Source organism: Micromonospora thermarum, assembly GCF_012034245.1.
GTDB lineage: Bacteria > Actinomycetota > Actinomycetes > Mycobacteriales > Micromonosporaceae > Micromonospora > Micromonospora thermarum.
This window is the reverse complement of record NZ_JAATEO010000008.1, coordinates 168,032-194,119: the sequence shown is the minus strand read 5'-3', so window position 1 is coordinate 194,119 and position 26,088 is coordinate 168,032. Positions and strand designations below refer to the sequence as shown.

The window sequence follows — 26,088 nt, the reverse complement described above, 5'->3', positions numbered from 1 at the left end:
GGGACGGATCTCCTGCCGTCCGTCGGCGGGGGGGCCGCGCGGTGGTCACCGCCGCGCGGGTCGGTCCGCTCCGGGTTCGAGGACCGTCGGACCTGCGCAAACCCTGCCGTGGTCAGGCGGGCGGTGCGACCCGGGTCAGGTAGGTGTGATGGGTGGTGAAGCCCAACGTGCGGTAGAGGGCGACCGCCCCCGTGTTGCGCTGTTCGACCTGGAGGAAGGCGTCGGTGGCACCGGCCGCCGCACCCCAGCCGGCCAGCGCGCGGATCACGCGCCCGGCCAGCCCCTGCCGGCGGGCCTCGGGCAGCACCTCGATCAGGCTCAGACCGAGCCAGCGGCCCGCCCCGGTGACGGTGCCCCGGCCGACGGCGACCAGCCGGCCGTCCGCGTACACCTCGGCGAAGCGGACCTGGTCCACGGCGGTGAGCACGTGGCGGGCGGCGTCCGGCAGGCCGCCCTTGCGGCCGGCGGCGATGGCCAGCCAGTCCTCGGACGGCGCGGTCGCCAGCCCGACCGGCGGTGACCCGGCCGGCTCGGGGGCGCCCGGGGGCATCGCCGCCAGCGGCACGGTCTGCACGAGCACCGTCGGGCGGCTGGTCCAGCCCCGCGCGTCGAGTTCGGCGCCGACCGGGGCCGCGAGCGGGAGCGGCGTGTTGACCAGCGCCGGCTGGCCGAGGTCGGCGTACCAGCGTTCCACCGCGTCGAGCGCGGCGGGCAGCGGTCGGTCCGGGTCGCCGACCGGCAGCGCCGAGTTGGCCCGCCCGGTCCATCCGTCGGCGCTGCGCAGCAGCCAGTCACCCAGACGGGCCCGGGTCGGCGCCGGCCACGCCTCGTCGGCGGCGAGTTCCAGCGCGGCCACCGCGGCGGCCGTCGGCCGGCGGGCCGGCGGGACCCGCTTCGCCCGGTGCACCTCGGCCACCGGGACCTCGATCCGGCCCTGTGCGGTGGCGAGAGTGAGATGGGTCTCGCTCAGCTCGACCAGTTCGCCGAGCGCGTCGGAGAAGAGCGGTCTGCCTTCGCGAATCCCCACAATGCGGCGGACCACGATGCGGTGTCCCACGTCCTGCTGTCGGAGCACGATCGACCTCCTCCCCGCCGAGATACTAGGCTCTTACCGTCGCGGGTGATCGCGGCGCGTCTTGCGGAGGAGAAGACCGGTGACCTACATCATCGCCGAGCCGTGCGTGGATGTGCTCGACAAGGCATGCATCGAGGAGTGCCCGGTCGACTGCATTTACGAGGGCAACCGGATGCTCTACATCCACCCCGACGAGTGCGTCGACTGTGGTGCCTGTGAGCCCGTCTGCCCGGTCGAGGCGATCTTCTACGAGGACGACGTACCGGAGCAGTGGAAGGACTACACCGCGGCCAACTACGAGTTCTTCGAGGACCTGGGCTCGCCCGGCGGCGCCTCGAAGATCGGCAAGGTGGAGAAGGACGCGACCTTCGTCGCCGCCCAGCCGCCGCGTGGAGAGGGCCACTGAACCGGCCCGCGCCGGTCTCGGCTCGGCTGCCCGAGTTCACCTGGGACACTCTGGACGCCGCGGCCGCGCTGGCCGCGGCGCACCCGGAGGGCCTGATCAACCTCTCCATGGGCACGCCGGTCGACCCGGTGCCCCCGCTGATCCGGCAGGCCCTGGCCGACGCGTCGGACGCTCCCGGCTACCCGCTCACCGCCGGCACGCCGGCCCTGCGTGACGCGATCACGGCCTGGGTCGCGCGCGCCTGCGGGGCCGGGGTGAACGGGCTCGGCGTCCTGCCGACGGTCGGCTCGAAGGAGCTGGTCGCCTGGCTGCCGACGCTGCTCGGGATCGGGCCGGAGGACGTGGTGGTGGTGCCGTCGATCGCGTACCCGACCTACGAGGACGGCGCCCGGCTGGCCGGGGCCACCGTCGTACGCGCCGACTCGCTGACCGCGGTCGGCCCGACGCCCCGGGTGCGCCTGGTCTGGGTGAACTCGCCCGGCAACCCGACCGGCCGGGTGCTGCCCGCCGCCCACCTGCGCAAGGTGGTCGACTGGGCGCGGGAGCGCGGCGCGGTCGTCGCCAGCGACGAGTGCTACCTGCCGCTCGGCTGGGACGCCGAGCCGGTCTCGGTGCTGTCGCCGGAGGTCTGCGGCGGCTCGTACGAGGGCGTGCTCGCCGTGCACTCGCTCTCCAAGCGCTCCAACCTCGCCGGCTACCGGGCCGGCTTCGTGGCCGGCGACCCGGCGCTCGTCGCCGAGCTGCTGAAGGTACGCAAGCACGCCGGCATGATCGTGCCCGCGCCGGTGCAGGCCGCCATGGTGGCCGCCCTGAGCGACGAACGGCACGCCGAGGAGCAGCGCGAACGCTACCGGGCCCGGCGCGTGGCGCTGCACGCCGCGTTCACCGGCGCCGGGTTCACCGCCGAGCACTCGGAGGCCGGCCTCTACCTGTGGCTGACCCGCGACGAGGACTGCTGGGAGACCGTCGACTGGCTGGCCCGGCGCGGCATCCTGGTCGCGGCCGGCGTCTTCTACGGTCCGGCCGGTTCCCGGCACGTGCGCGTGGCGCTGACCGAGTCCGACGAGCACGTCGCGGCGGTCGCCGGCCGGCTGGCCGCCTGAGGTCGCGATGACGGGCGACGGGACCGCCGGCCCGGGCCGTCCGGAGGCCGGCGGGGGGTACGCAGGCGTCCGCGCCGCGGTCGTCGGCACCGGCCTGATCGGCGGATCCGTCCTGCTGCGGCTGCGCGACGCGGGGCTGGACGTCACCGGGTGGGACCCGGACCCGGCCACCCGGGAGCACGCGCGCCGGCAGTGGGTGACCGCCCCGGAGACCGTCGAGGAGGCGGTCGCCGGGCGGGACGTCGTGTTCCTGTGCGGGCCGTTGCCCACCCTGCCGGCCACCCTGCCGCTGGTGGCCGCGGCGAGCCCGCCCGGCTGCGTCCTCACCGACGTGGGCAGCACCAAGGCCGAGGTGGCCGCGGCCGCCGCCCGGCACGGGCTGCTCGACCGCTTCGTGCCCGGGCACCCGATGGCCGGCGCCGAGTCGGCCGGGCTCACCGCCGCCGCGCCGACGCTGCTCGACGGCGCCGCCTGGGTGCTCTGCCCGGCGGCGGGGCCGGCGACCGGGGCGTTCCGCTGGCTCACCGGGCTGCTGCTGGAGGTGTTCCGCGCCCGGGTGGTGCCGATGGCCGCCGCCGCGCACGACACCGCCGCCGCCCTCGCCTCGCACGTCCCGCACCTGCTCGCGGGCGCGCTGGCCGGGGCGGTCCGCCGGGCGACCCTGCGGGACGCGGTCCTCGCGCTGGCCGCCGGCAGCTTCCGCGACGGCACGCGGGTGGCCGGCACCCCGGCGGTGCGGACCGCGAACATGCTGCTCGGCAACCGGGAGCGGGTGCTGCGCGAGCTGGCCGGGGTGACCGCGTACCTCGACGAGTTGGCCGACGCGCTGCGGTCCGGCGACGCCGAGCGGCTGACCGCGCTGCATGCCGAGGCGGGCGCCGCGCGTGAGCTGCTGTCCGGTCGCGCGTACGCCACCCGGGTCCGGGACTTCCCCGCCAGCGGTGACCACGCCGACGAGGTCGCCTGGCTGCGGGAGCTGGGTGCCGCCGGTGGCCACCTGGGCGGCTGCCACGTCCGGGCCGACCGGGTCGCCTACACCGCCCACGTCCCGGACCCGCCCGGGCCACGGCAGGCAGCCGACTGATCTCTCCATCCGGCGGGACGCCGATAGGGTGAGGGCATGGTGGATGGACCGGTGGTGGCGGTACGGGGCGAGGCGCACCGGGAGGTCGCGCCGGAACTGGCCCGCTTCACGGTGACCGCGATGGCCCGGGACCGGGACCGCGAGACCACGTTGAGCCGGCTGGCCGAACGGGCCGCCGCCGTCCGGGTGCTCCTCGACGGGTACGGCCCGGCCGTCGAGCGGCGGGAGACCGGCGACCTGCGGGTCCGGCCGGAGACCCGGCGGTCCGGGGAGCGGGTCGTGGCGTACCACGGCAGCGTGAGCACCACCGTCACCGTCGGGGACTTCACCGCGCTGGGCGAGCTGATGCTGCGCCTGGCCGACCAGGACCAGGTCGAGGTGGCCGGGCCGTGGTGGTCGCTGCGCCCGGATAGCCCGGTGTACCGCGAGGCCCGCCACGCCGCCATCGCCGACGCCCTGCTGCGGGCCCGCGAGTACGCCGAGGCGCTCGGCGCCCGGGTGGTCGCGCTCCTCGAACTGGCCGACGCCGACACCGACCGGCCGATGTTCGCGCAGGTGGCGTACCGGGGCGGAGGCGAGTCCGGCGGGCCGCCCGAGCTGGACCTGGACCCACAACCGCAGGCCGTGCAGGCGGCGGTGCACGCCCGGTTCACGATCAGCGAGCCGGTCCTCGGCTGATGGCGCCGGCCCGGGTCGTCCCCCTCGACGAGTTGGTGGCGCGTGCCCGCGCGCTCGCCGACGCCGGCCCGCGCCAGTTGCTCGGCATCGCCGGCGCGCCCGGTGCCGGCAAGTCGACACTGGCCGAGCAGATCGTGGCCGCGGTGGGCCCGGCCGCCCGGCTGGTCCCCATGGACGGGTTCCACCTGGCGCAGGCCGAGCTGGTCCGGCTGGGCCGGGCCGAGCGCAAGGGCGCGGTGGACACCTTCGACGCCAACGGGTACGTCTCGCTGCTGCGCCGCCTGCGCCGCCTCGAGCCCACGTCCGTGTACGCCCCGGAGTTCCGGCGGGACCTGGAGGAGCCGGTGGCCGGGGCGATCGAGGTGCCGCCGGAGGTCCGGTTGGTGGTCACCGAGGGCAACTACCTGCTGCTGCCCGACTACCCGTGGGAGGAGATCCGGCCGCTGCTGCACGAGGCGTGGTTCCTGGACCTCGACGCGGAGCTGCGGCTGCGCCGGCTCACCGCCCGGCACGAGGCGTACGGGCGGTCGCCCGAGGAGGCCCGGGCCTGGGCGTGCGGCAGCGACGAGGCCAACGCCGCGCTGGTGGCCGCCACGGCGGACCGGGCCGACCTGGTCGTACGCCTCACCGAGCCGCCGCCCCCGTGACGGCCGGGAGTCAGGCGAGCTCGCGGACCACCCGGGCCGGGTTGCCGACCGCGACGACGTTCGGCGGTAGGTCCCTGGTGACCACGGCGCCGGCACCCACCACCGTGTCCTCGCCGAGCCCGCCGAGCAGGTCCCGCAGCGCGGCGAGCCGGCCGTCCGGGTCGCTCGCCGAGCTGCTGTTGAACCGTTCCATCAACCGGGCGGCCCGGTCCAGGTCGGCGAGGATCTCCGGCTCGTCGGCGATGTACGGCTCACCGGCGAGCATGCGCTCCTTCATCGACGGCATCCGGCGACCGCCTCAGTCGTTGGCGTGCAGGGCGGCGTTCAGCTCGATGCCCTTGCCGGTGCGCGGCTTCGCCTCCAGGCCGCCGGTCACCGAGTTGCGCCAGAAGAGCAGCCCGTCCACGCCGGACAGCTCGCGGGCCTTGACCACCCGGCCGTCCGGCAGCGTGATCTTGGAGGCGGCGGTGACGTAGCAGCCGGCCTCCACCACGCAGTCGTCGCCGAGCGTGATGCCGACGCCCGCGTTGGCGCCGACCAGGCTCCGCTCGCCGATGCGGATCTTCTCGGTGCCGCCGCCGGAGAGGGTGCCCATGATCGAGGCACCGCCGCCGATGTCGGAGCCGTCGCCGACCACCACGCCCTGCACGATCCGGCCCTCGACCATCGACGTGCCGAGCGTGCCGCCGTTGAAGTTCACGAAGCCCTCGTGCATCACCGTCGTGCCGGGCGCGAGGTGGGCGCCCAGCCGGACCCGGTCGGCGTCCGCGATCCGCACGCCGGAGGGGACGACGTAGTCGGTCATCCGGGGGAACTTGTCCACCCCGTACACCGCCAGGTGCCGGCCGGCGGCCCGCTCGATCACGCGCAGCTCGTCAACCCGCTCCGGCGGGCAGGGCCCGGCCGAGGTCCAGGCGACGTTGGCGAGCTTGCCGAAGATGCCGTCGAGGTTGAGCTCGTTGGGACGTACCAGGCGGTGGGAGAGCAGGTGCAGGCGCAGGTACGCGTCCGCGGCGTCCTTGATCGGGTCCTCCAGCGAGCCGATCACGGTGACCACCTGGACGGTACGCAGGCCCGGCAGCGCCCGGTCGCCGACCGCGCCCGGTGGGAGGTCGAGGACGTCCGCCTCGTCCTCGCCGGGGACCAGCGGCAGGTCGCCGAGCCCCAGCTTGCCGGTCGGGTACCAGGTGTCGAGCACCTGATCGTCAGCGGTAACGGTGGCCAGGCCGATGCCCCAGGCAGACTGTGCGGTCGTCACGACTGTGACGGTACCGTGCGAAACATGGAGAACCCGCTGACCCCCGAGGTCCTGGCTGATCCGGTGGCGTTGACCCGCGCACTGGTCGACATAGAGTCCGTCTCCCTCAACGAGAAGGCGATCGCCGACTGCGTCGAGGAGGTGCTGCTCCGGGTGCCGCACCTGACGACCCACCGGTACGGCAACACGGTCATGGCCCGTACGGACCTGGGTCGCGCCCAGCGGGTGGTGCTCGCCGGGCACCTCGACACGGTCCCGTTGAACAACAACTTCCCGTCCACCATGCGTGGCGACCTGATGTACGGGTGCGGCACCTCCGACATGAAGTCCGGCGTGGCGTACGCCCTGCACCTGGCGGTGACGCTGCCCGAGCCGCGGTACGACGTGACGTACTTCTTCTACGAGGCGGAGGAGATCGAGTCGAAGTACAACGGTCTCTTCCTCGTCTCCGAGGCGCACCCGGAGTGGCTGCGGGCCGACTTCGCGGTGCTGCTGGAGCCGACGTACGGGATCGTCGAGGCGGGCTGCCAGGGGACCATGCGGGCGATCGTCACCACGCACGGCGAGCGGGCCCACGCGGCCCGGTCCTGGCACGGGGTGAACGCGATCCACGGAGCGGGCGAGGTGCTGCGCCGGCTGACGGCGTACGAGGCGCGCCGGGTGACCCTCGACGGCTGTGACTACCGGGAGGGGCTGAACGCCGTCCGGATCGTCGGTGGCGTGGCCGGCAACGTCATCCCGGACCACTGCGAGATCGAGATCAACTACCGGTACGCGCCGGACCGTGACCCGGCGGCGGCCGAGGCGCACCTGCGCGAGGTCTTCGACGGCTTCGAGCTCGAGGTCACCGACGCGGCGGCGGGCGCGCTGCCGGGCCTGGACGCACCGCCGGCGCAGGAGTTCCTGACGGCGGTGGGCGCCGCGCCGATCGGCAAGCTGGGCTGGACGGACGTGGCCCGGTTCGCGGCCATGGGCATCCCGGCGCTGAACTTCGGCCCCGGCGACCCGAACCTGGCCCACCACAAGGACGAGCACGTCGAGATCGGCAAGATCCGCGAGGGCGCGGCCACCCTGCACCGCTGGCTCGCCCCCGCCTGATCCACCTCGCCCCGCCGGCCGGGAGGCCAGCCCCCGGGACCCTTCCGGCCGGCGGCGGCGCGTGCGGCTCAGGCCGTCCGGGTCAGGGCGGACCCGCCGGCCGTGGACTCCGCCGGATCGCCGGCCAGCTCCGTGGCGGTCGGCTCCATCAGGCGGGCGCGGCGGCGCTCGGCCACCACGTCCTGGATCCGCCGCTGCATCTGACGGCGGATCCGCATCCTCTCGTTGTTGGTGATCACGCTGGTTCCTCCCCCGAAGGCGCGCGCCGGGGCATACCCGGTATGTGAATAGTAAGACGTACGGGCGACCGAAATAGTTGCCCGTGATCGCGACGAATTTTTGGCCTGCTCGGCCCTGCACGCCCGATGCGTGCGACTCCACTACGGTTGCTCCCATGAGCGAGAGCAACGGGCGGGCGGCGGAGGGCGGGCCGCGGCGGGAGCGGCACCGGGGCGCCGTCACCCTGCGCCGCGCGGCGATCACGAGCAGCACCGCCGACCAGCGGCTGCTCGACTCGCGGCAGCGCAGCGACTGGAAGACCCGGGACGCGTGGCGGGCGCTGCGGATCCTCTCCGAGTTCGTCGAGGGGTTCGACACCCTCTCCGACCTGCCGCCGGCGGTCAGTGTCTTCGGCTCCGCCCGCAGCCTCCCGGACAGCCCGGAGTGCCGGATGGCCGAGGCGCTGGGCGGCGAGCTGGCCCGGGCCGGGTACGCGGTCATCACCGGCGGCGGGCCGGGCGTGATGGAGGCCGCCAACCGGGGCGCCAGCGACGCCGGCGGGCTCTCCGTCGGGCTCGGCATCGAGCTCCCCTTCGAGCAGGGCATCAACGACTGGGTGGACCTGGCCATCGACTTCCGCTACTTCTTCGCCCGCAAGACCATGTTCGTCAAGTACGCCCAGGCGTTCGTGGTCCTCCCCGGCGGCTTCGGCACCATGGACGAGCTGTTCGAGGCGCTCACGCTGGTGCAGACCGGCAAGGTGACGCGCTTCCCGGTGGTGCTGATGGGCACCCGCTACTGGGGCGGTCTGATCGAGTGGTTGCGCGACACCATGGCCGCCGAGGGCAAGATCGGCCCGGTGGACCTGGAACTGATCTGCCTCACCGACGACGTGAACGACGCGGTCCGCCACATCGTGGAGGCGGAGGCGATGCTCTCCGCCGAGCAGGAGGCGGTCCGCGAGGAGGCGGTCGCACGCACCGCGGCGGACCAACGGGTCGCCGCCGACGAGGGCGGCAGGGACTGACCGTGGCGGCCATCTGCGTGTTCTGCGCGTCCTCCCGTACCCTCGACCAGCGCTTCCTGGACCTCGCGGCGGAGACCGGCGCGGAGATCGCCCGGCGCGGCCACACGCTGGTCAGCGGCGGCGGCTGCGTCGGGATGATGGGCGCGGTGGCGGACGGCGCGCGGGCCGCGGGCGGGCGGACGCTGGGGATCATCCCGCAGACCCTGGTCGACCTCGAGGTCGCCGACCTCGCCTCGGACGAGCTGCTGGTCACCGAGTCGATGGCCGACCGCAAGACGCTCATGCTCGACAAGTCGGACGCGTTCCTCACCCTTCCGGGCGGCCTCGGCACGCTGGACGAGCTGTTCGAGGTCTGGACCACGGCCACGCTGGCCCTGCACGCCAAGCCGATGGTCCTGGTCGACACCGACGGCTTCTACCGCCCCCTGCTCGACTGGCTGGGCGGCCTCACCGACCAGACCTTCCTGAAGCCGGCGGGCCTGGCCCTGCTCACGGTGGTCGACACCGTTCCCGCCGCCCTCGACGCCCTGGAGTCCCAGCTGGTCTGACCCGGGCCGCTCGCCCGACGCGGGCTCGTGAACGTCCTCGGCAACTGTCGAGCTGCCCCATCTGTGCGACCACGGTCTCACTGCGGTGGCTACGGAGTCGCATCGCGAAGCGGCGCGCCGCGCCGCGGCGTCGTAACGCGTTGCCCGGTATCGGGGTGGGGTGCGGCGGCATGTCGGTGGGGTCTGGTGGGATGGGGGGATGCAGGCGTACCGGCTGGTGCGCCGGCCTGCCGACGCGGCCCCGGGGGACCGCCGCTCCGGCGGGCCGGCGGCGAGGGGCACGCGGGTCGCCGACCCGCGGCAGGCGGAGGTGGTCGGGCACACCGACGGGCCGATGCTCGTGCTCGGCGGCCCGGGCACCGGCAAGACCGCCACCCTCGTCGACGCGGTCGCCGCCCGGGTGGCCGAGGGGGTCGATCCCGAGCACGTCCTCGTGCTCACGTTCGGCCGCCGGCAGGCCACCGCGCTGCGGCAGCGGATCGAGGCACGGGTCGCCGCCGACGGGCACCGCGTGCTGCGGGAACCGCTGGTGCGCACCTTCCCGGCGTACGCGTTCGGGCTGCTGCGGCGCGCCGCCGCCGAGCGCGGCGAGCCGTCGCCACGCCTGCTCACCGGTCCCGAGCAGGATCTGATCATCCGGGAGCTGCTCGACCTGGTCGGCGAGGAGCCGGGCGACGACCCGGTGGGCTGGCCGGAGGACCTGCGCCCGGCGCTGCGCACCCGCGCCTTCGCGGCGCAGCTGCGGGACCTGCTGATGCGCGCCGCCGAGCGCGGCGTCGGCCCGGTCGAGCTGGCCCGGCTGGGTGAGAAGTTCGGCCGCGCCGACTGGCCGGCCGCCGCGCGCTTCCTCCGGGAGTACGTGGCGGTGCTCGCGCTGCGCGACGTGAGCAACCGGGGCTCGATCGCGTACGACCCCGCCGAGCTGGTCCGGGCCGTCACCGGCATGCTGCTCGACGACCCGGAGCTGCTGGAGGCCGAGCGGCGCCGGCTGGCGTACGTCTACGTCGACGAGTACGCCGACACCGACCCCGCCCAGCAGGATCTGCTGGCGACCGTGGCCGGCGGCGGCAAGACCCTCGTCGCCTTCGCCGATCCCGACTCGTCCACGTACGCCTTCCGGGGCGCCGACCCGACCGGTGTGCCGACCTTCACCCACCGGTTCCGCACCGCCTCCGGGGCGCCCGCCGCCCAGGTGGTGCTGACCACCTCGTACCGGGCCGGCCCCCGCCTGCTGGCGGCGAGCGCCCGGCTGGCCCGCCGGCTGCGTGGCCCGGCGGCGCACCGGCGGCTGCGCCCGCTGCCCGACGCGTCCCCCGGCACGCTGGAGGTCCGCACGTTCCGCTCCGCCACCAGCGAGGCGGCCTGGCTGGCGCACGCGTTGCGCGAGGCGCACCTGCTCGGTGGAGTGCCGTGGTCGGAGATGGCGGTGCTGGTGCGGTCCACCGCCCGGCAGCTGCCCTCGCTGCGCCGCGCCCTGCACGCCGCCGGCGTGCCGACGGTGGTCCACGGCGAGGATCTGCCGCTGCACCTGCAACCGGCGGTCGCCCCGCTGTTGCTCCTGCTGCGTTGCGCGCTGGAGCCGGAGCGGCTCGACGAGGAGGCGGCCGTCGCCCTGCTGCACTCGCCGCTGGGCGGGGCCGACCCGCTCGCCGAGCGGCGGCTGCGGCAGGGGCTCCGCGTCATGGCGCTCGCGGCGGGTGACCGCCGCCCGTCCGGGGAGCTGATCGTCGAGGCGCTGCGCGATCCGGCCGAGCTGGCCGGGATCGACCGCCGGTGGGCGGAGCCGGCGCAGACCGTGGCCGGCCTGCTGGCGGTCGCCCGGGAGACGGCCGCCCGGCCGGGCGCCACCGCCGAGGACGTGCTCTGGGCGGTCTGGCGGGCCAGCGGGCTCGCCGACCTGTGGTCGGCGGCGCTGGCCCGGACTCCGGCGACGACGGGGGAGGGGGACGTCGCCCGTCGCCGTCGGGCGGAGGCGGCCGACCGGGACCTCGACGCGGTGATGGTGCTGTTCGACGCCGCCGCCCGCTTCACCGACCGGCTGCCCGGCGCGCGGACCGAGGTCTTCCTCGACCACGTGCTCGGGCAGGACCTGCCGGCCGACACACTCGCCCCGACCGCCGACCGGGGTGACGCGGTCCGGCTGCTCACCGCGCACGCCGCCAAGGGCCTGGAGTGGGACCTGGTCGCCGTCGCCGGCGTGCAGGAGGGCGTCTGGCCCGACCTGCGGCTGCGGGGCAGCCTGCTCGGCTCGGAGCGCCTCGTCGACGTGCTCGCCGGCCGCTCGGCCGGTGACGGGCGGCTCGCCACGGTGGTCGGCCAGACCTCTGCCCTGCTGGACGAGGAGCGGCGCCTGTTCCACGTCGCGGTGACGCGGGCGCGGCACCGGCTGCTGGTCAGCGCGGTCGCCTCCGCGGCCGTGGGCGGGGACGACCACGAGGAGCAGCCCAGCCGCTTCCTCTACGAACTGGGCCCCACCGACCCGCCCACGGGTGGTGCCGGCCCGACCGGTGGCGCACCGGACGGTGCCGGGCCCCGGCCCGCCGGACCGTCCCCGTCGGACGGTGGCCAGCCGTCGACCGGGGACGTCCCCGCGGAGGGCGAGGATTCGGCGGCTCGGCGACCCGGCGACGTCGCCGCGCTGACGTTGCCGATCGACGAGGCGTCGACTCCGGGGGAGGACGGCGACGCGCCGGCCGCGGACGGCGACGCCGAACCCGACCGGGTGACCACGCTGCCGGTGAGCCGGCCGCCCCGGGCACTGACCCTGGCGTCGTTGGTGGCCGAACTGCGTACCGCGGTGACGGACCCGGCCGCGCCGGCGGCCCGGCGGCACGCGGCGGCGGCCGAGCTGGCCCGCCTGGCCGCCGCCGGGGTCTCCGGCGCGCACCCGGACGACTGGTGGGGGCTGCGCCCCCTCTCGGACGACCGGCCGCTGGTCGACGAGGGAGAGCCGGTCCGGGTCACCCCGTCGGCGATGGAGAGCGCCCTGCGGTGCAGCCTGCGCTGGCTGCTGGAACGGCACGGCGGAAGCGCGCCGGCCAGCACCGCCCAGGGTGTCGGCAACCTGGTCCACGCCGCCGCGATGCTCGCCGAGGACGCCAGTGCGGACCGGGGCGCCCTGCTCGACTACGTCGCCGCCCGGTTCGACGCGATCGAGCTGGCCGCCCGCTGGATGGCCGGGCCGGAGCGGGCCCGCGCCGAGGCGATGGTCGACAAGCTGCTGCGCTGGCTGGCCGCCAACCCGCGCCGGCTGCTCGCCATCGAGCACGAGTTCGCCGTCCGGCTCGACGATCCGCACCGGCCGGTCGAGCTGGCCGGCCGGGTGGACCGGCTGGAGGTCGACGCGGACGGCCGGCTCGTGGTGGTCGACCTGAAGACCGGCAAGTCGACCGCGGTCACCGCGGCGGACCTCGCGGAGCACCCGCAGCTCGGCGCGTACCAGGCGGCGGTCGAGTCGGGGGCGTTCGCCGCGTACGGGGAGGAGTCCGGCGGCGCCGCCCTGGTGCAGCTCGGCACCGGCGCCAAGGACGCGAAGGAGCAGACCCAGCCGCCGGCCGGTGAGGGGCCGGAGGCCGGCTGGGCGACCGCCCTGGTCCGGCGCACCGCCGATACGATGGCCGCCGCCACCTTCGCCGCGGTCGCCAACTCGAAGTGCCGGGTCTGCCCGGTACGCACGAGCTGCCCGGTGTCCGGGCAGGGGCGCCAGGTCGTCGAACCGCCGACCGTCATCCCCCGGCCGGAGACCCGTGAGCGCGAGGAGTGAGCTTTGCGAGCCCCGCGGTCGCGAACGAGGACAAGGTGAGTGAGGGCGAGGAGTGAGCGTGCCAGCCCCGCAGCCGCGGACGACACCGTGAGCCAGCCGACCCTGTTCAGCTCCGCGACGCCGGCCCCGAGGGTGGCGGACGCCGGCCCCCGCTACACGCCGGTCGAGCTGGCGAAGCTGCTGCGGCTGCCGGCGCCGACGCGGGAGCAGGCGGCGATCATCGCCGCTCCGGTGGAGCCGCTGCTGGTGGTGGCCGGCGCCGGCTCGGGCAAGACCGAGACGATGGCCGCGCGGGTGGTCTGGCTGGTGGCCAACTCGTACGTCCGTCCCGAGCAGGTCCTCGGCCTCACGTTCACCCGCAAGGCGGCCGGGGAGCTGGCGCACCGGGTACGCGCCCGGCTCGACCAGCTGGTCCGGAGGCTGGGCCGGCGGGGTCGGGACCCGTTCGACGACCCGCTGTCCGGCGAGCCGACCGTCTCCACGTACCACTCGTACGCCGGACGCATCGTGACCGAGCACGGGCTGCGGGCCGGGTACGAGCCGTCCACGCGACTGCTCACCGAGGCGTCCCGCTGGCAGCTCGTCGACCTGATCGTGCGCAACTACGACGGTGACATGTCCGACGTGGACCGGATGCCGAGCACGATCACCGACGCGGTGCTGGCCCTCGCCGGCGAGCTGGACGAGCACCTGGTCGATCCGGACGACCTGGCCGCCTGGACCGGCCGCTTCTTCGCCGACGTGCAGTCGCGGCCCGGCCGCGTCTACGCGGACGTCAAGAAGGCCCTCACCCTCCAGCAGACACGGTTGAAGCTGCTCCCGTTGGTGCGCGCGTACGCCCGGCGCAAGGAGGACTTCGAGGCGATGGACTTCGCCGACCAGTTGGCCCGGGCCGCCCGGGTCGCCCGGGACCACCCGGCGGTCGGCGAGGTCGAGCGTGACCGGTACCGGGTGGTGCTGCTCGACGAGTACCAGGACACCAGCCACGCCCAGGTGGTGCTGCTCAACGCGCTCTTCGGCGGCGGCCATCCGGTCACCGCCGTCGGCGACCCGTGCCAGTCGATCTACGGCTGGCGCGGGGCCAGCGCCGGCACGCTGGACCGGTTCCCCACCGAGTTCGCCCGCGCCGACGGCACGCCGGCCGCGGTAGGCAGCCTCACCACCAGCTGGCGCAACCGCCCGGAGATCCTCGCCGTGGCGAACGCCCTGGCCACGCCGCTGCGCGCGGCCGGCGCCCGGGTGCCGGAACTGCACGCGGCGCTGAGCGTCAAGGACCCGATCCCGCACCGCACGCCTCGGGGAGCCGCGGCCGGCACCGTCCACTGTGCGCTCCTCCCGACGTACGCGGACGAGGCGGACTGGATCGCCGACAGTGTGCTGCGCGCCTGGCAGGGGACGGCGGGGACACCCGGGGTGCTGCCCGAGCACATCCCGGTGGCGGCGCGCCCCACCACGGCGGTGCTGGTGCGGCTGCGCAGCCAGATCCCGGCGATCGAGTCGGCGCTGCGGGCGCGGGGCCTGCCGGTCGACGTGGTGGGGCTGGGCGGCCTGCTGGACACGCCGGAGGTGCGGGACGTGGTGTGCACCCTGCGGGTGCTCGCCGACCCGACCGACGGCGCGGCGCTGCTGCGCCTGCTGACCGGCGCCCGCTGGCGCATCGGGCCGCGCGACCTGGTGGCCCTGCACCGCCGGGCGAAGGCCATCGCGTCCGCCCGCCGGCGGCTCGCCGCCGGGGACGAGCCGGAGATCGTCCCGGACGCGCTGGACGAGGCGACGCTGGTGGAGGCCCTCGCCGACCTGGGGCCGGCGCAGGCGTACTCGGCGGAGGGCTACGCGCGGCTGCGCGCGTACGCCCGCGAGCTGGGCCTGCTGCGGTACCGGCTGGACCAGTCCCTGCCGGACCTCATCGCGGACGTCGAGCGGACCATCGGCCTCGACGTGGAGGTGGCGGTGCGGGCCGGCCGGGACGGGGCGGGCGACGCCGGCCTCGCCCGCGGTCACCTGGACGCGCTCGGTGACGTGGCGGCGCGGTTCAGCGGGGAGACGCCGGGGGCGACCCTGTCGGCGTTCCTGGCCTACCTCGCCGCCGCCGAGGACGAGGAGCGCGGTCTCACCCCCGGCGAGGTGGAGGTCGTCGAGGGAGCCGTGCAGATCCTCACCGCGCACGCCGCCAAGGGCCTGGAGTGGGACGTGGTGGCGGTCGCCGGGCTCAGCCGCGGTGTGTGGCCGGGGCTGGTGCGCAACTCCGACCACTGGCTGGGCGGGCTGGGCGTGCTGCCGTTCCCGCTGCGCGGTGACGCCGACGGCCTGCCCGCGCTGGCCCTCGCCGACGTCGGGGACCAGCGCGGGGTGGCGCGGGCGCTGGAGGACTTCACCGACGCCTGGCGCGCGCACGACGAGCGGGAGGAGCGGCGGCTGGCGTACGTGGCGGTGACCCGTCCCCGCCGGCTCCTGCTGTGTTCCGGTCACTGGTGGGGTGAGGGCACGAAGCGTCCGCGCGGCCCGTCGGTGCTGCTGCGCGAGGTGCACGATGCCTGCCTGGACGGTGGCGCGGGGCACGTGGTCGACGAGTGGGCTCCCGAGCCCGCCCCGGACGCGGTCAACCCGACGACCGAGGTCGTGCTCCGGGCCGAGTGGCCGGCCGATCCCCTGGGCGGGCGCCGGCCGGCCCTCGCCGAGGCGGCAGCGCTGGTCCGGCGGTACCTCGCCGACGGCGCCGGTGCCCGCCCGGCCACGGACGCGCCCGCGGCCGGCGGGAGCTTCTCGGACGGGTCCGCCGAGCGCCCGGTCGGCGCGAGCGATCCGACGGGCGCTGTGGACAGCGGGCCGACGAGCGGCGCGCCCGCCGACGTGGTCGCCGAGGATCCCGAGGTGACCCGGTGGCGGCGGGAGGCCGACCTGCTCCTCGCCGAGCGGGCCGAGCTGACCCGGCAGTCCGGTCCGGTCGAGGTCGCGCTGCCCGGGCAGCTCTCGGTCACCCAGCTCGTGGCCCTGCGCCGGGATCCGGCCGGCCTCGCCCGGACGCTGCGCCGTCCGCTGCCCAGCGAACCCAACCCGTACGCCCGGCGGGGCACCGCCTTCCACGCCTGGCTGGAGCAGCGCTTCGGGGCCGACCGGCTGCTCGACGTCGACGAACTGCCCGGCGCGGCGGACGCGGACGCCGCGCCGGACGAGGCGCTGGCCGAGCTCCAGGAGCGCTTCCTTGCCAGCGAGTGGGCCGACCGGACGCCGGTGGAGGTGGAGGTTCCGTTCGCGACGGTGATCGCCGGCATCGTGGTCCGTGGTCGGATGGACGCCGTCTTCGCCCGCCCGGGGGGCCGGTTCGACGTGGTCGACTGGAAGACCGGCCGGCAGCCGACCGGGCCGGCGGCCGAGGCGGCGGCGGTGCAGCTCGCCGTGTACCGGCTGGCCTGGGCGGAGCTGGTCGGCGTGCCGGTCGACCGGATCGGGGCGGCCTTCCACTACGTCCGGGACGGGGTGACGGTCCGGCCGGTGGACCTGCTCGACGTCGCCGGGCTGACCGCGCTGATCGCTTCGGTGCCGGAAAGTCCGCAAGCGGGTGGCGTTTCCGGCCATCCGTGATAGGTTGGTGCCGTTGCAGTTATGGTTCCCAGAGACTCTGTGTGCGCCTGGCGGATTGTGGCCCCAGGCGCTCTTTGTTGTGTCCGGAGTTCTCCGGGCGGGGCGACCAGAAGCGACAGGCAGGCCGCGCGATCCGGCGCGGTCCGCTCCTCTCGAGCCCGCAACAGGTGCGGGTTCGACGTTCCGTCAAGGAGACGAACATGGCAATTGGCACCGTCAAGTGGTTCAACGCTGACAAGGGCTTCGGCTTCATCACCCCGGACGGCGGCGGCGCCGACGTCTTCGCCCACTTCTCGGCCATCCAGTCCTCCGGCTACCGGAGCCTGGACGAGAACCAGCGGGTCGAGTTCGAGGTGACCCAGGGCCAGAAGGGCCCGCAGGCGGAGAACATCCGCCCGCTCTGATCTTCGGATCGGGTAACACCCACCATGCCCTCCGGGCGTGGTGACGGGACCGGCCCGCCCCGCCGTCGACCTGGCAACCAGGCGGCGACGCGGGGGCGGGCCGGCCCCGTACCTTTTCGGTTCGTGCTTGTGAGTCCCGGCGGACGGTTCCGCCGGTCGACAGCGCCGCCCGGCGCCCTCCCTCGACACGTGCCGCGTCGAGGAAGGCTCACCATGACCACCGTCGCACCGTCGTTCGCCCACACCGGGCTCGCCCCGGCGCTGCTCGCCGAACTGGCCGCGCAGGGCATCACCGCGCCGTTCCCGATCCAGGAGGCGACCCTGCCGGACTCGCTCGCCGGCCGGGACGTGCTCGGCCGCGGCCGTACCGGCTCCGGCAAGACCCTGGCCTTCGGGCTTCCACTCCTCTCCCGCACCGCCGGCCGCCGCGCCCGGCCGGGGCGCCCGCTCGCGCTCGTGCTGGTGCCCACCCGTGAGCTGGCCCAGCAGGTGACTACGGCCCTCGACCCGTACGCCCGGGCGGTCGGGCTGCGCTGCGCCACCGTGGTCGGTGGCCTGTCGCTGAACCGGCAGGCGGAGGCGCTGCGGGCCGGCGCCGAGTTGGTGGTGGCCACGCCCGGGCGCCTGCACGACCTGATCAACCGGGGCGACGTCCGGCTCGACCAGGTCGGCGTCACCGTGCTGGACGAGGCCGACCAGATGGCCGACATGGGATTCCTGCCGCAGGTCACCCGCCTGCTCGAACAGGTCGCCCCGAACGGCCAGCGGATGCTCTTCTCGGCCACCCTGGATGGCGGCGTCGACCGGCTGGTCCGGCGCTTCCTGACCGACCCGGTGACCCACTCGGTTGACCCGGGCACGGCCACCGTCACCGCGATGACCCATCACGTGCTGCACGTGGAGGCGGTCGACAAGCCGGCCGCGCTGAGCTGGATCGCGGCCCGGGAGGGCCGCACCATCATGTTCATGGGCACGAAGCACCGTGCCGACCGGGTCGCCCGCCAGTTGCTCGCCAAGGGCGTCCGCGCGGCCGCGTTGCACGGCGGCAAGTCCCAGCCGCAGCGCACCCGCATCCTGGAGCAGTTCCGCACCGGGCAGGTGACCGCGCTGGTCGCCACCGACGTGGCGGCCCGGGGCATCCACGTGGACGGGCTCGACCTGGTGGTCAACGTGGACCCGCCGACCGACGCGAAGGACTACCTGCACCGAGGCGGCCGGACCGCCCGGGCGGGGGAGTCGGGCACGGTGGTCACCCTGGTCCTGCCCGAGCAGCGGCAGGAGGTGTCCCGGCTGATGGCGACGGCCGGGATCAGCCCCGAGTCGACCCGCGTACGCCCCGGTCACCCGGAGCTGGTCCGGGTGACCGGTGCCCGGGAGCCGTCGGGTGTCCCGGTGACGATCGCGCCGCCGCCGGCGGTTCCCGCACCGCGCCGGGGCGACGCGGCGGGCCAGGCCGGCGGTACGGGAGGCCGGGCCGGCCACCGCTCCTCGGGCCGCCCTCGGCGTACCCGCCGTCCCCGGACCAGCTGACCGGCCGGCCGCCGTCCGGCCGGCCCCTCCCGCGGCCCGTCCCCGGCGCCGGGGCCGGGCCGGATGAACACCCCGCCGGTGCGTTCCGGCCCCTCGTGTGGGCGCGTGGCTTGAGTCGGCAATCAGCACCGCTCTCGTCCGATCGGCGACTGTGCCCTACACCGTGGCAGGTGACAGTGTGCCCGGGGGACAGAGCCGGGCCGACCGCCCGGCGGGGAGGGCGCGATGACGGGGGACACCGGCTCGGGTGCGGTACGGGAACTGCTGCTGGTGGTGGCGGTCGCCGCCGCCGGGGTGCTGCTCGCCCTGGTCGCGGTCTTCACCCCGTGGCACGCCGTGCCGGGCGGTGCCAACCCGGCCGCGCCGGTGGAGCTGCACAGCCCGGACGGGGCGTCCGCCCCGACCGAGAGCTAGCAGGCCACGCGGGACGGGCTCTGGTCGGGATCCGGGGCATGGCCCCGACCAGAGCCACCCGCCGTCAGGTGCCGGCGAGGGGTGCGTCGGCGGTCGGACGCTGCCCGGCCGAGAGCAGGTCGGCGAGGGTGGTCTGGTCGACGACCAGGGCGATGGCCCCATGTACGGCCAGCCACACGTCCCGCAGCCCGGTGGCGACCCCCTGGTAGCCGGCCCGCTCGGCGGGCAGCCCACGCACCGTGGTCAGTGAGCCGCCGACGGCGCGCAGCACGTCGCCCACGGTGATCTCCTCCGCCGGCCGGGCCAGGGCGTACCCGCCCTCGGTGCCCCGGTGGCTGAGCAGCAGCCCGGCCCGGCGCAGGTCGACCAGGATGCCCTGGAGGAAGCTCAGCGGGATCTCCTGGGCCTCGGCCAGTGCCGCCGCCTTCACCAGCTCGCCACCCGGCGGCGGGTGCCCGTCGGCGCCCGCCGGTTTCCGGTCGCCGCCCGTCGTCGCCGCGTCGCCGGTGGTTCCGGCGGCGACGGCGAGCATCGCCCGGAGGGCGTAGTCGCTGCGCGCGGAGACGTACACGTCACTGACCGGCCGGGTCCAGCACGCCCCAGCGCCGCCGGATCGCCTTGTCCGCCGCGCCGAAGGCCGCGTCGACCAGCAGGCCGATGAACAGGATCACGATCATGACCGAGATCAGCCGCTCCGCGTCGCTGAGCTCGCGGGCGTACGTGAGCTGGGTGCCGATCGAGGTGGTGCTCGCGATGACCACGAGCAGTTCGCCCGCCATCAGGCTGCGCCAGGCGAACGCCCAGCCCTGCTTGAGACCGGCGACGATGGCGGGCAGCGCGGCCGGGGCGATCACGTAGCGGTAGAGGTTCAGGCCCCGCGCCCCGAGGTTGCGACCCGCCCGCAGCAGCAGCGGTGGTACGTAGTCCACGCCGTAGATGACGCCGTTGGCGATGGACGGCGCCGCCCCCAGCACCACCACGAAGAAGATCGCCTGCTCGGTGAGGCCGAACAGCAGGATCGCCAGCGGGAACCAGGCGATCGACGGCATGGTCTGCAACGCGGTGATCATCGAGCCGATCGCCGCGCGCAGAACCGGGACCCGGGCGACGGCCAGCCCCAGGGCCAGTCCGATCACGACGGCGGCGGTGAACCCGAGTGCCGCGCGCCGCCCGGTCGCGGCCAGACCGTCCCAGAGGGCGGGGCTCGTGACGTAGTCCACCAGGTCCGCGAAGACCGGGCCGGGAGGCGCCAGCGCGTACGGCGGCTTCCAGCCGGTCCAGACCACGACCTGCCAGATGCCGATGGTCAGCGCGAGCGCGGCGACCTTGGGCCAGATCCCCGCCCAGAGCCGGTTCAGGCGGGACTGCTCCTTGTCGCGACCCGCGATCTCCAACGCGTCCAGTCCGGAGATCTCGACGTCGCTGCGCTGGGCGCTGGTGAGGGTGTCACTGGCCATGGCGGCCCACCTCCGTACGGATCCGGTCGGTGACGTCGGCGGCGATGGCGGCGATCTCGGGGGAGTCGATGCGCCGGGGCCGGGGCACGTCGACCCGGGTGGAGTGGATGATCCGGCCGGGGCGGCTGGACAGCAGGATGATCCGGTCGGCCAGTCGGGCGGCCTCCCGGACGTTGTGCGTCACGAAGAGCACGGTGAGCTTCCGCTCGGTCCAGATCCGTTCCAGCTCGTCGTGCAGGATGTCGCGGGTCATCGCGTCGAGGGCGCCGAACGGCTCGTCCATCAGCAGCACCGGGGTGTCCAGGGCCAGGGTGCGGGCCAGCGCGACGCGCTGCCGCATGCCGCCGGACAGCTCGTGCGGGCGCTTGCGGCCGAAGTCGGCGAGGTGCACCGTGCGCAGCAGCTCGGCGACCCGCTCCCGGCGCTCGGCCCGGGGCAGCCCGCGCAGCTTCAGCGGCACCTCGACGTTGCCCTCGACGGTCAGCCACGGGAAGAGCGCCGGTTCCTGGAACATCAGTCCCGGGTTCACGCCGTCGGGCAGCTCGATCCGCCCGCCGCTCGGGCGGTCCAGCCCGGCGACCAGGTTCAGCAGGGTGCTCTTGCCGCAGCCGGACGCGCCGACGAGGCAGACGAACTCGCCGGGCGCGACGTCCAGGGAGACCCCGTCCAGGGCGAGGACGGCGTTCGTCCCGCGCCCGTACACCTTGGTCACGCCGTGCAGCGCGACCGGGGTGGTCGCGCTGCACGGCGCCGTCGTGGTCGACGTCATGGCTGGACGACCTCGGCCTTGCCCTGCGCCTTGAGCGCCGTGTTGAGGTAGCTCAGGTCGTACAGGCCGGCGAGGTCCACCGGCTGGGTCAGCTCGACCGCGACGGCGTGGTCGAGGCCGGTCTTCAGCGAGGACGCGATCGGGTCGTTGGTGAACTCCAGCGTCGACCACGCCTGCTTGATGAGCTTGAGGTCCAGCGGCTTGCCGGTGATCTTGCCGATGTGGTCGGAGATCGCCTGCTGGGCCTCGTCCGGCTTGGTGTTGACGAACTCGTTCGCCGCGACCTGACCCTCGACCAGCTTCTGCACCACGTCCGGGTGCTCCTTGAGGAACTTCGTGCTGACGATCAGGTTGGTGATGACGAACTTGCCGCCCGGCCAGAGGTCCCGCTCGTCGACGAGCACCTTGCCGCCGGCGTTCACCAGGCGGGAGACGAAGGGCTCGGGTACCCAGGCGCCGTCGATGGCGCCGGTGCCGAAGGTCTCCACGGTCTGGGCGTTCTCCTGCGGGACGATGGTGACGTCGCCGCCGCCCTCCTTGGTGGTCTTGAGGCCCTTCTCCTTGAGCCAGTGGCGGATCGCCACGTCCTGGGTGTTGCCGAGCTGCGGCGTGGCGATCCTCTTGCCCCGCAGCTGCTCCCAGGAGGTGATCTCGGGCTTCACCACGAGCGCGACACCGCCGGAGGCGGCGCCGGAGACGACCCGGACCGCCTCACCCTTGGACTTGGAGTGGGCGTTGACCGTCGGGTTCGGACCGATGTACGTCGCGTCGAGCGCGCCGGAGAAGATCGCCTCGATCGCGGCGGGGCCGGCGTTGAAGGTGGTGGTCTTCAGGTCGACGCCGTCCCCCAGCTTGTCGGCGAAGATGCCCTTCTCGACGCCGACCACGGCCGGGGCGTGGGTGATGTTGGGGAAGTAGCCGAGCCGCAGGGTGACCGGGCCGGACCCGCCACCCGCGCTCTCGCTGTCGTCGCCGCAGGCGGCGGCGGTGCCCAGGGTCGCCGCGCCGACGACGGCGACGGCGGCCAGGGAGACCAGCCGGCGCAGGGGAGAGCGTCTCATCGTCCATCCAATCCGCAGTATTCCTACTTAATAGGTAGGAAGAGTGGGCCAGGGGCTGGCCTCAGTCAAGACGCATCCACATCGCGGGACGGCGATCCCGGTGATGACGGTTATTCCTACTAGCTTGATAGGTTGTGCGGCATCCGTCCGGGGCGGCGGGGCGTACCTGCCGGACCGGCCGTGTCCGGTGCCGGTAGGTCGGCGGTACGGGGGGTGCCGACGCGCTAGGGTCGAGCCGTGCCGACGCGCAGAGCGAAGATCCCAGCGACGAGGTATCCGGTCGAGCGGTTCACCCTCGACAACGGCCTGCGGGTGGTCCTGACACCCGACCGCAGCGCCCCGGTGATCGGGGTGGCGGTCGTCTACGACGTCGGCATCCGCTCGGAACCCGAGGGGCGTACGGGCTTCGCGCACCTCTTCGAGCACCTCATGTTCCAGGGCTCGGAGAACCTGGAGAAACTGGCCCACTTCCGGCACGTGCAGGGCGCGGGAGGCACCTTCAACGGCTCCACCCACCTCGACTACACCGACTACTACGAGACGCTGCCGAGCAACGCCCTGGAGCGGGCGCTGTTCCTGGAGGCGGACCGGATGCGCGGCCCCCGGCTGACCGAGGAGAACCTGCGCAACCAGGTCGACGTCGTCAAGGAGGAGATCCGCGTCAACGTGCTCAACCGCCCGTACGGGGGCTTCCCCTGGCTGACCCTCCCGCCGGTCATGTTCGACACGTTCCCCAACGCGCACGACGGCTACGGCTCCTTCGACGACCTGGAGTCGGCCACCGTCGTCGACGCGGCCGACTTCTTCCGGCGCTACTACGCCAGCGGCAACGCGGTGCTGGCGGTCAGCGGGGACATCGACGTCGCCGGGGCGGCCGAGCTGATCGAGCGGCACTTCGGCGACGTGCCCGCCCGCCCCGCCCCCGAGCGGCCGAGCTTCGACGAGCCGGACCTGACCGCCGAGCGCCGCACGTCGTACACCGACGCGCTGGCCCCGCTCCCCGCGGTCGCCTCCGCCTGGCGGGTGCCCGACCCGGTCGGCGACTTCGCCGGCTACCTGCCGTACGTGGTGCTCGCCGAGGTGCTCACCGACGGCGACGCCTCCCGGCTGGTCGAGCGGCTGGTCCTGCGGGACCGGACGGTGACCAGCGTCGGCGGGTACCTGAGCTTCATGGGCGACCCGTTCGACGTACGCGACCCGACCGCCCTCCTGCTCCAGGCGCACCTGCCGCCCGGCGGCGACGTGGACAAGGTGCTGCGGACGGTCGACGAGGAGCTGGACCGGCTCGCCACCGACGGGCTGGCCGACGGCGAGCTGGCCCGCACCCAGGCGCGGATGGCCACCCACCTGCTGCGCGACACCGACGCGGTGCTCGGGCGGGCCCTGCGGATGGCCGTCCTGGAGCAGCAGCGCGGTGAACCGGGCCTGCTGAACGAGCTGCCCCGCCTGGTCGGCGAGGTCACCGAGGAGGCGGTCCAGGCCGCCGCCGCCACGCTGCGCCCGGAGCGCCGCGCCTCCATCGAGGTCATCGCCGGCGGTGCCCGGTGAGCGCGAGGAGTGAGCCGGGCCTGCGAGCCCCGCGGTCGCGTACGAAGAAGGGCCCGGTGACCACGGTCGCCCCCACCGCTCCGCGTACGCTGCCGCCGCTCGGCCCCACCCGCAAGCTCAAGCTGCCGAAGCAGGCCGAGCGCACGCTGGGCAACGGGCTCACGGTGATCGCCGTACGCCGGCCGGCCGTGCCCCTGGTCGAGCTGCGGCTCTGGATGCCCTTCGGGCGTGTGCACCTCGCCCGGGGCGCGATGCTCGCGCAGACCCTGCTCTCCGGCACGGAGACGATGACGGCCGTACAGATCGCCGCCGAGCTGCAGAAGGTCGGCGGTGGGCTGTCCGCCGGGATCGACCCGGACCGGCTGATGCTCTCCGGCGCCGGGCTGGTCACCGGCCTGGACCGGACGCTGGAGATCCTGGCCGACGTGCTGACCGGGGCGACGTACCCGGCCGACGACGTCGCCACCGAGCGGGACCGGCTGATCGACCGGATCCAGGTGGCGCAGAGCCAGCCGGCGCACCTCGCCCGCACCGCCCTGCTCAAGCGGATCTACGGCAAGCACCCGTACGCGGTGCAGACCCCCGATCCGGAGCAGGTCGGGGCGGTGCGACCGGGTGTGCTGCGGACCCTGCACGCCCAGCGGGTGCACCCGGCCGACGCGGTCCTCGTACTGGTCGGGGACGTCCAGCCGGACCGGGCGCTGGACGCGGCCGAGAAGGCGCTCGCCGGCTGGAACGGCGCGGGGCACGTGGCCGAGCTGCCGCCCACGCCGCCGCTGGAGCCGGGGCCGCTGCTGCTCGTCGACCGTCCCGGGTCGGTGCAGTCGTCGCTGCGCGTGGCGCTGCCGGCGGTGCCGCGCACCCACCCGGACCACGCCGCGCTGCAACTGGCCAACCTGATCTTCGGCGGCTACTTCTCGTCCCGCTGGGTCGAGAACATCCGCGAGGACAAGGGCTACACGTACGGGCCGCACTCGCTGGTCGAGCACTCGGTCGCCGGGTCGGTGCTGGTCGCGGCCGCCGAGGTGGCCACCGAGGTGACCGGGCCAGCGCTGCTGGAGACCACGTACGAGCTGGGCCGGCTGGCCTCCGTACCGCCGAAGGCCGAGGAGTTGGAGCAGGCCCGCCAGTACGCCCTCGGCACCCTCCAGCTCGGCATGTCCACGCAGGCCGGGCTGGCGTCGCTGACCAGCGCGTACGCCGGCAGCGGCCTCCGCCTGGACTTCCTGGCCGAGCACGCGGCCCGGCTGGCGAAGGCGACCGTGGCCGATGTCGCCGAGGCGGCGGCCCGGTACCTCGCGCCGGCCCGGGGGGTCATGGTCGTCCTGGGCGACGCCGAGCGGGTCGCCCCGCAGCTCGAGGCGCTCACCCCGATCGTCACCGAACCGGGCGGGCAGTGAGCGGCGGGGAGCAGGCCCCACCGCTGGCCCGATCCACCCTGGACCGGGCGGCGCACCGGCGTACGGATCCGGGCTGGTTGGCCCAGGCGTGGGCCGGGGCCCGGGTGCTGGTGCTGGACGGCGACTCCGAGGGGCGGGCGCTGGTGGACGCCGATGCCACGCCACCGACGCTGGCGCTCGTCGGCCCGAAGGACGTGCCGGAGGAGGCCGTCGAGCGGGCGATGTTCCTCGGCGTCGAGCCCGACGGTGTGCCGGTGTTCCTCGTCGACGCGCCGCTGCCGGAACTGCCCGGCACCCGTCCGGCGCACCTGCGCGAGATCGGCCACCTGCTCGGCGACCGCGACGCCGGTCTGTTCACCACCGGGCTGGGCCTGCTGAACTGGCACCGGCGGCACGCCTTCTCGCCGGTCACCGGACAGCCGACGGCCATGGACGAGGCGGGCTGGTCCCGGGTCGCCCCGGCCGGCGAGCGGGTCTGGCCGCGTACCGACCCCGCGATGATCGTGCTGGTGCACGACGGGGTGCCCGGCCCGGACGGGCGCTGTCTGCTCGGCAACAACGCCACCTGGCCGCGCGTCCCGGGGGAGCGCCGGTTCTCCTGCCTCGCCGGCTACATCGAGCCGGGCGAGTCGGCCGAGGCGGCCGTGCTGCGCGAGGTCCACGAGGAGGTCGGCGTCCCGGTCACCGACATCGCGTACGCGGGCAGCCAGTCCTGGCCGTTCCCCGGCTCGCTGATGCTGGGCTTCCTGGCCACGGCCGATCCGGCGCACCCGGTCCGCGTCGACCCGGCGGAGATCGCGTACGCCCGCTGGTTCACCCGGGGCGAGATCGGCGCGGCACTGGCCGGGCGGACGGTCGACGTGGACGGCGACCGGCTGGTGCTGCCGCCGCCGTCGTCGATCGCCCTGTTCCTGGTCCACCGCTGGCTCGACGGCCACTGCTGACCGCCGCCGGACCCGCCCGCGGGCGCGGCGGACGGCCGCCGCAACGGTCGGTTGCCGGGCGGGCGTGAAAACG

The 26,088-nt window shown here is 74.9% G+C and carries 24 protein-coding genes; 16 read left to right on the top strand and 8 right to left on the bottom strand.

What is annotated here, in order from left to right:
• Positions 1 to 112: 112 nt before the first annotated feature.
• On the bottom strand, positions 113 to 1,075 hold the full coding sequence (locus HCJ94_RS10130) for a GNAT family N-acetyltransferase (RefSeq protein WP_168000713.1): 963 nt from the start codon (positions 1,073 to 1,075) through the stop codon (positions 113 to 115).
• A 79-nt stretch (positions 1,076 to 1,154) separates the two neighbouring features.
• Here HCJ94_RS10130 and fdxA point away from each other — a divergent pair, with 79 nt between their 5' ends.
• From fdxA to HCJ94_RS10110, 5 genes are read left to right on the top strand one after another with little or no spacing between them, the layout of a single operon-like run.
• On the top strand, positions 1,155 to 1,481 hold the full coding sequence (gene fdxA, locus HCJ94_RS29580; RefSeq protein WP_088992046.1) for a ferredoxin: 327 nt from the start codon (positions 1,155 to 1,157) through the stop codon (positions 1,479 to 1,481).
• Positions 1,478 to 2,584 (top strand): succinyldiaminopimelate transaminase, encoded by a 1,107-nt coding sequence (gene dapC / locus HCJ94_RS10125; RefSeq protein ID WP_305070250.1) that lies wholly within the window; start codon positions 1,478 to 1,480, stop codon positions 2,582 to 2,584. Before fdxA ends, dapC begins: the two co-directional genes overlap by 4 nt.
• 7 nt (positions 2,585 to 2,591) lie before the next feature.
• Positions 2,592 to 3,668, top strand: coding sequence for a prephenate dehydrogenase (locus HCJ94_RS10120; protein WP_168000711.1), 1,077 nt, complete (start codon positions 2,592 to 2,594; stop codon positions 3,666 to 3,668).
• Positions 3,669 to 3,704: 36 nt separating this feature from the next.
• Positions 3,705 to 4,346 (top strand): SIMPL domain-containing protein, encoded by a 642-nt coding sequence (locus HCJ94_RS10115; protein WP_168000710.1) that lies wholly within the window; start codon positions 3,705 to 3,707, stop codon positions 4,344 to 4,346.
• The gene (locus HCJ94_RS10110) at positions 4,346 to 4,993 is read left to right on the top strand and encodes a nucleoside/nucleotide kinase family protein (protein WP_168000709.1); all 648 of its coding nucleotides are present in this window, start codon (positions 4,346 to 4,348) and stop codon (positions 4,991 to 4,993) included. The genes HCJ94_RS10115 and HCJ94_RS10110 overlap by 1 nt, the downstream gene beginning before the upstream one ends.
• 10 nt (positions 4,994 to 5,003) lie before the next feature.
• Here the strand turns inward: HCJ94_RS10110 and HCJ94_RS10105 are convergent, their stop codons facing one another.
• Both HCJ94_RS10105 and dapD read right to left on the bottom strand, forming a co-directional pair.
• Positions 5,004 to 5,270: a maltose acetyltransferase domain-containing protein gene (locus HCJ94_RS10105; protein WP_240944102.1), complete on the bottom strand. Its 267-nt coding sequence runs from the start codon at positions 5,268 to 5,270 to the stop codon at positions 5,004 to 5,006.
• A gap of 21 nt (positions 5,271 to 5,291) precedes the next feature.
• Positions 5,292 to 6,251 (bottom strand): 2,3,4,5-tetrahydropyridine-2,6-dicarboxylate N-succinyltransferase, encoded by a 960-nt coding sequence (gene dapD / locus HCJ94_RS10100; protein WP_168000707.1) that lies wholly within the window; start codon positions 6,249 to 6,251, stop codon positions 5,292 to 5,294.
• Between the two features lie 24 nt (positions 6,252 to 6,275).
• Here dapD and dapE point away from each other — a divergent pair, with 24 nt between their 5' ends.
• Entirely contained in the window at positions 6,276 to 7,349 is a 1,074-nt protein-coding gene (dapE, locus tag HCJ94_RS10095; RefSeq protein ID WP_168000706.1) for a succinyl-diaminopimelate desuccinylase, read from the top strand.
• A 68-nt stretch (positions 7,350 to 7,417) separates the two neighbouring features.
• On the opposite strand, the gene HCJ94_RS10090 is transcribed toward dapE, so the two are convergent.
• Entirely contained in the window at positions 7,418 to 7,588 is a 171-nt protein-coding gene (locus HCJ94_RS10090) for a hypothetical protein (protein WP_168000705.1), read from the bottom strand.
• Positions 7,589 to 7,743: 155 nt separating this feature from the next.
• Here HCJ94_RS10090 and HCJ94_RS10085 point away from each other — a divergent pair, with 155 nt between their 5' ends.
• The 7 genes from HCJ94_RS10085 (at position 7,744) to HCJ94_RS10055 (ending at position 18,836) form a co-directional block, all read left to right on the top strand.
• Entirely contained in the window at positions 7,744 to 8,595 is an 852-nt protein-coding gene (locus HCJ94_RS10085; RefSeq protein WP_168000704.1) for an LOG family protein, read from the top strand.
• A 2-nt stretch (positions 8,596 to 8,597) separates the two neighbouring features.
• Entirely contained in the window at positions 8,598 to 9,143 is a 546-nt protein-coding gene (locus HCJ94_RS10080; protein ID WP_168000703.1) for an LOG family protein, read from the top strand.
• 199 nt (positions 9,144 to 9,342) lie between these two features.
• A complete protein-coding gene (locus HCJ94_RS10075; protein WP_168000702.1) occupies positions 9,343 to 12,906 on the top strand; it encodes an ATP-dependent helicase in 3,564 nt (1,187 codons plus the stop codon).
• 87 nt (positions 12,907 to 12,993) lie between these two features.
• Entirely contained in the window at positions 12,994 to 16,488 is a 3,495-nt protein-coding gene (locus tag HCJ94_RS10070) for an ATP-dependent helicase (RefSeq protein ID WP_168000701.1), read from the top strand.
• A gap of 200 nt (positions 16,489 to 16,688) precedes the next feature.
• On the top strand, positions 16,689 to 16,892 hold the full coding sequence (gene cspE, locus HCJ94_RS10065) for a transcription antiterminator/RNA stability regulator CspE (protein WP_007464836.1): 204 nt from the start codon (positions 16,689 to 16,691) through the stop codon (positions 16,890 to 16,892).
• 213 nt (positions 16,893 to 17,105) lie between these two features.
• On the top strand, positions 17,106 to 18,422 hold the full coding sequence (locus tag HCJ94_RS10060; protein WP_168000700.1) for a DEAD/DEAH box helicase: 1,317 nt from the start codon (positions 17,106 to 17,108) through the stop codon (positions 18,420 to 18,422).
• Between the two features lie 225 nt (positions 18,423 to 18,647).
• The gene (locus tag HCJ94_RS10055) at positions 18,648 to 18,836 is read left to right on the top strand and encodes a hypothetical protein (RefSeq protein ID WP_168000699.1); all 189 of its coding nucleotides are present in this window, start codon (positions 18,648 to 18,650) and stop codon (positions 18,834 to 18,836) included.
• 64 nt (positions 18,837 to 18,900) lie between these two features.
• On the opposite strand, the gene HCJ94_RS10050 is transcribed toward HCJ94_RS10055, so the two are convergent.
• Genes HCJ94_RS10050 through HCJ94_RS10035 form a run of 4 tightly spaced genes read right to left on the bottom strand, consistent with a single transcriptional unit; the run spans position 18,901 to position 22,123 of the window.
• The gene (locus HCJ94_RS10050) at positions 18,901 to 19,407 is read right to left on the bottom strand and encodes an RrF2 family transcriptional regulator (RefSeq protein WP_168000698.1); all 507 of its coding nucleotides are present in this window, start codon (positions 19,405 to 19,407) and stop codon (positions 18,901 to 18,903) included.
• Between the two features lies 1 nt (position 19,408).
• Complete coding sequence (locus HCJ94_RS10045; protein ID WP_168000697.1) at positions 19,409 to 20,293, bottom strand: ABC transporter permease; 885 nt, start codon at positions 20,291 to 20,293, stop codon at positions 19,409 to 19,411.
• Positions 20,283 to 21,062, bottom strand: coding sequence for an ABC transporter ATP-binding protein (locus tag HCJ94_RS10040; RefSeq protein WP_168000696.1), 780 nt, complete (start codon positions 21,060 to 21,062; stop codon positions 20,283 to 20,285). The genes HCJ94_RS10045 and HCJ94_RS10040 overlap by 11 nt, the downstream gene beginning before the upstream one ends.
• On the bottom strand, positions 21,059 to 22,123 hold the full coding sequence (locus HCJ94_RS10035; RefSeq protein WP_168000695.1) for an ABC transporter substrate-binding protein: 1,065 nt from the start codon (positions 22,121 to 22,123) through the stop codon (positions 21,059 to 21,061). The genes HCJ94_RS10040 and HCJ94_RS10035 overlap by 4 nt, the downstream gene beginning before the upstream one ends.
• A 237-nt stretch (positions 22,124 to 22,360) precedes the next feature.
• Here HCJ94_RS10035 and HCJ94_RS10030 point away from each other — a divergent pair, with 237 nt between their 5' ends.
• From HCJ94_RS10030 to nudC, 3 genes are read left to right on the top strand one after another with little or no spacing between them, the layout of a single operon-like run.
• On the top strand, positions 22,361 to 23,671 hold the full coding sequence (locus HCJ94_RS10030; protein WP_168000694.1) for a M16 family metallopeptidase: 1,311 nt from the start codon (positions 22,361 to 22,363) through the stop codon (positions 23,669 to 23,671).
• Positions 23,672 to 23,727: 56 nt separating this feature from the next.
• Positions 23,728 to 25,071: a M16 family metallopeptidase gene (locus HCJ94_RS10025; RefSeq protein WP_168000693.1), complete on the top strand. Its 1,344-nt coding sequence runs from the start codon at positions 23,728 to 23,730 to the stop codon at positions 25,069 to 25,071.
• On the top strand, positions 25,068 to 26,015 hold the full coding sequence (gene nudC / locus HCJ94_RS10020; RefSeq protein WP_168000692.1) for an NAD(+) diphosphatase: 948 nt from the start codon (positions 25,068 to 25,070) through the stop codon (positions 26,013 to 26,015). The genes HCJ94_RS10025 and nudC overlap by 4 nt, the downstream gene beginning before the upstream one ends.
• The last annotated feature ends 73 nt before the right edge of the window (positions 26,016 to 26,088 follow it).

Coding starts and splice junctions, on each gene's coding strand:
- HCJ94_RS10120 (WP_168000711.1), top strand. CDS start 2,592: ATGACGGGCGACGGGACCGCCGGCCCGGGCCGTCCGGAGGCCGGCGGG.
- HCJ94_RS10115 (WP_168000710.1), top strand. CDS start 3,705: ATGGTGGATGGACCGGTGGTGGCGGTACGGGGCGAGGCGCACCGGGAG.
- HCJ94_RS10110 (WP_168000709.1), top strand. CDS start 4,346: ATGGCGCCGGCCCGGGTCGTCCCCCTCGACGAGTTGGTGGCGCGTGCC.
- HCJ94_RS10105 (WP_240944102.1), bottom strand. CDS start 5,270: ATGAAGGAGCGCATGCTCGCCGGTGAGCCGTACATCGCCGACGAGCCG.
- dapE (WP_168000706.1), top strand. CDS start 6,276: ATGGAGAACCCGCTGACCCCCGAGGTCCTGGCTGATCCGGTGGCGTTG.
- HCJ94_RS10085 (WP_168000704.1), top strand. CDS start 7,744: ATGAGCGAGAGCAACGGGCGGGCGGCGGAGGGCGGGCCGCGGCGGGAG.
- HCJ94_RS10075 (WP_168000702.1), top strand. CDS start 9,343: ATGCAGGCGTACCGGCTGGTGCGCCGGCCTGCCGACGCGGCCCCGGGG.
- cspE (WP_007464836.1), top strand. CDS start 16,689: ATGGCAATTGGCACCGTCAAGTGGTTCAACGCTGACAAGGGCTTCGGC.
- HCJ94_RS10060 (WP_168000700.1), top strand. CDS start 17,106: ATGACCACCGTCGCACCGTCGTTCGCCCACACCGGGCTCGCCCCGGCG.
- HCJ94_RS10055 (WP_168000699.1), top strand. CDS start 18,648: ATGACGGGGGACACCGGCTCGGGTGCGGTACGGGAACTGCTGCTGGTG.
- HCJ94_RS10045 (WP_168000697.1), bottom strand. CDS start 20,293: ATGGCCAGTGACACCCTCACCAGCGCCCAGCGCAGCGACGTCGAGATC.
- HCJ94_RS10040 (WP_168000696.1), bottom strand. CDS start 21,062: ATGACGTCGACCACGACGGCGCCGTGCAGCGCGACCACCCCGGTCGCG.
- HCJ94_RS10035 (WP_168000695.1), bottom strand. CDS start 22,123: ATGAGACGCTCTCCCCTGCGCCGGCTGGTCTCCCTGGCCGCCGTCGCC.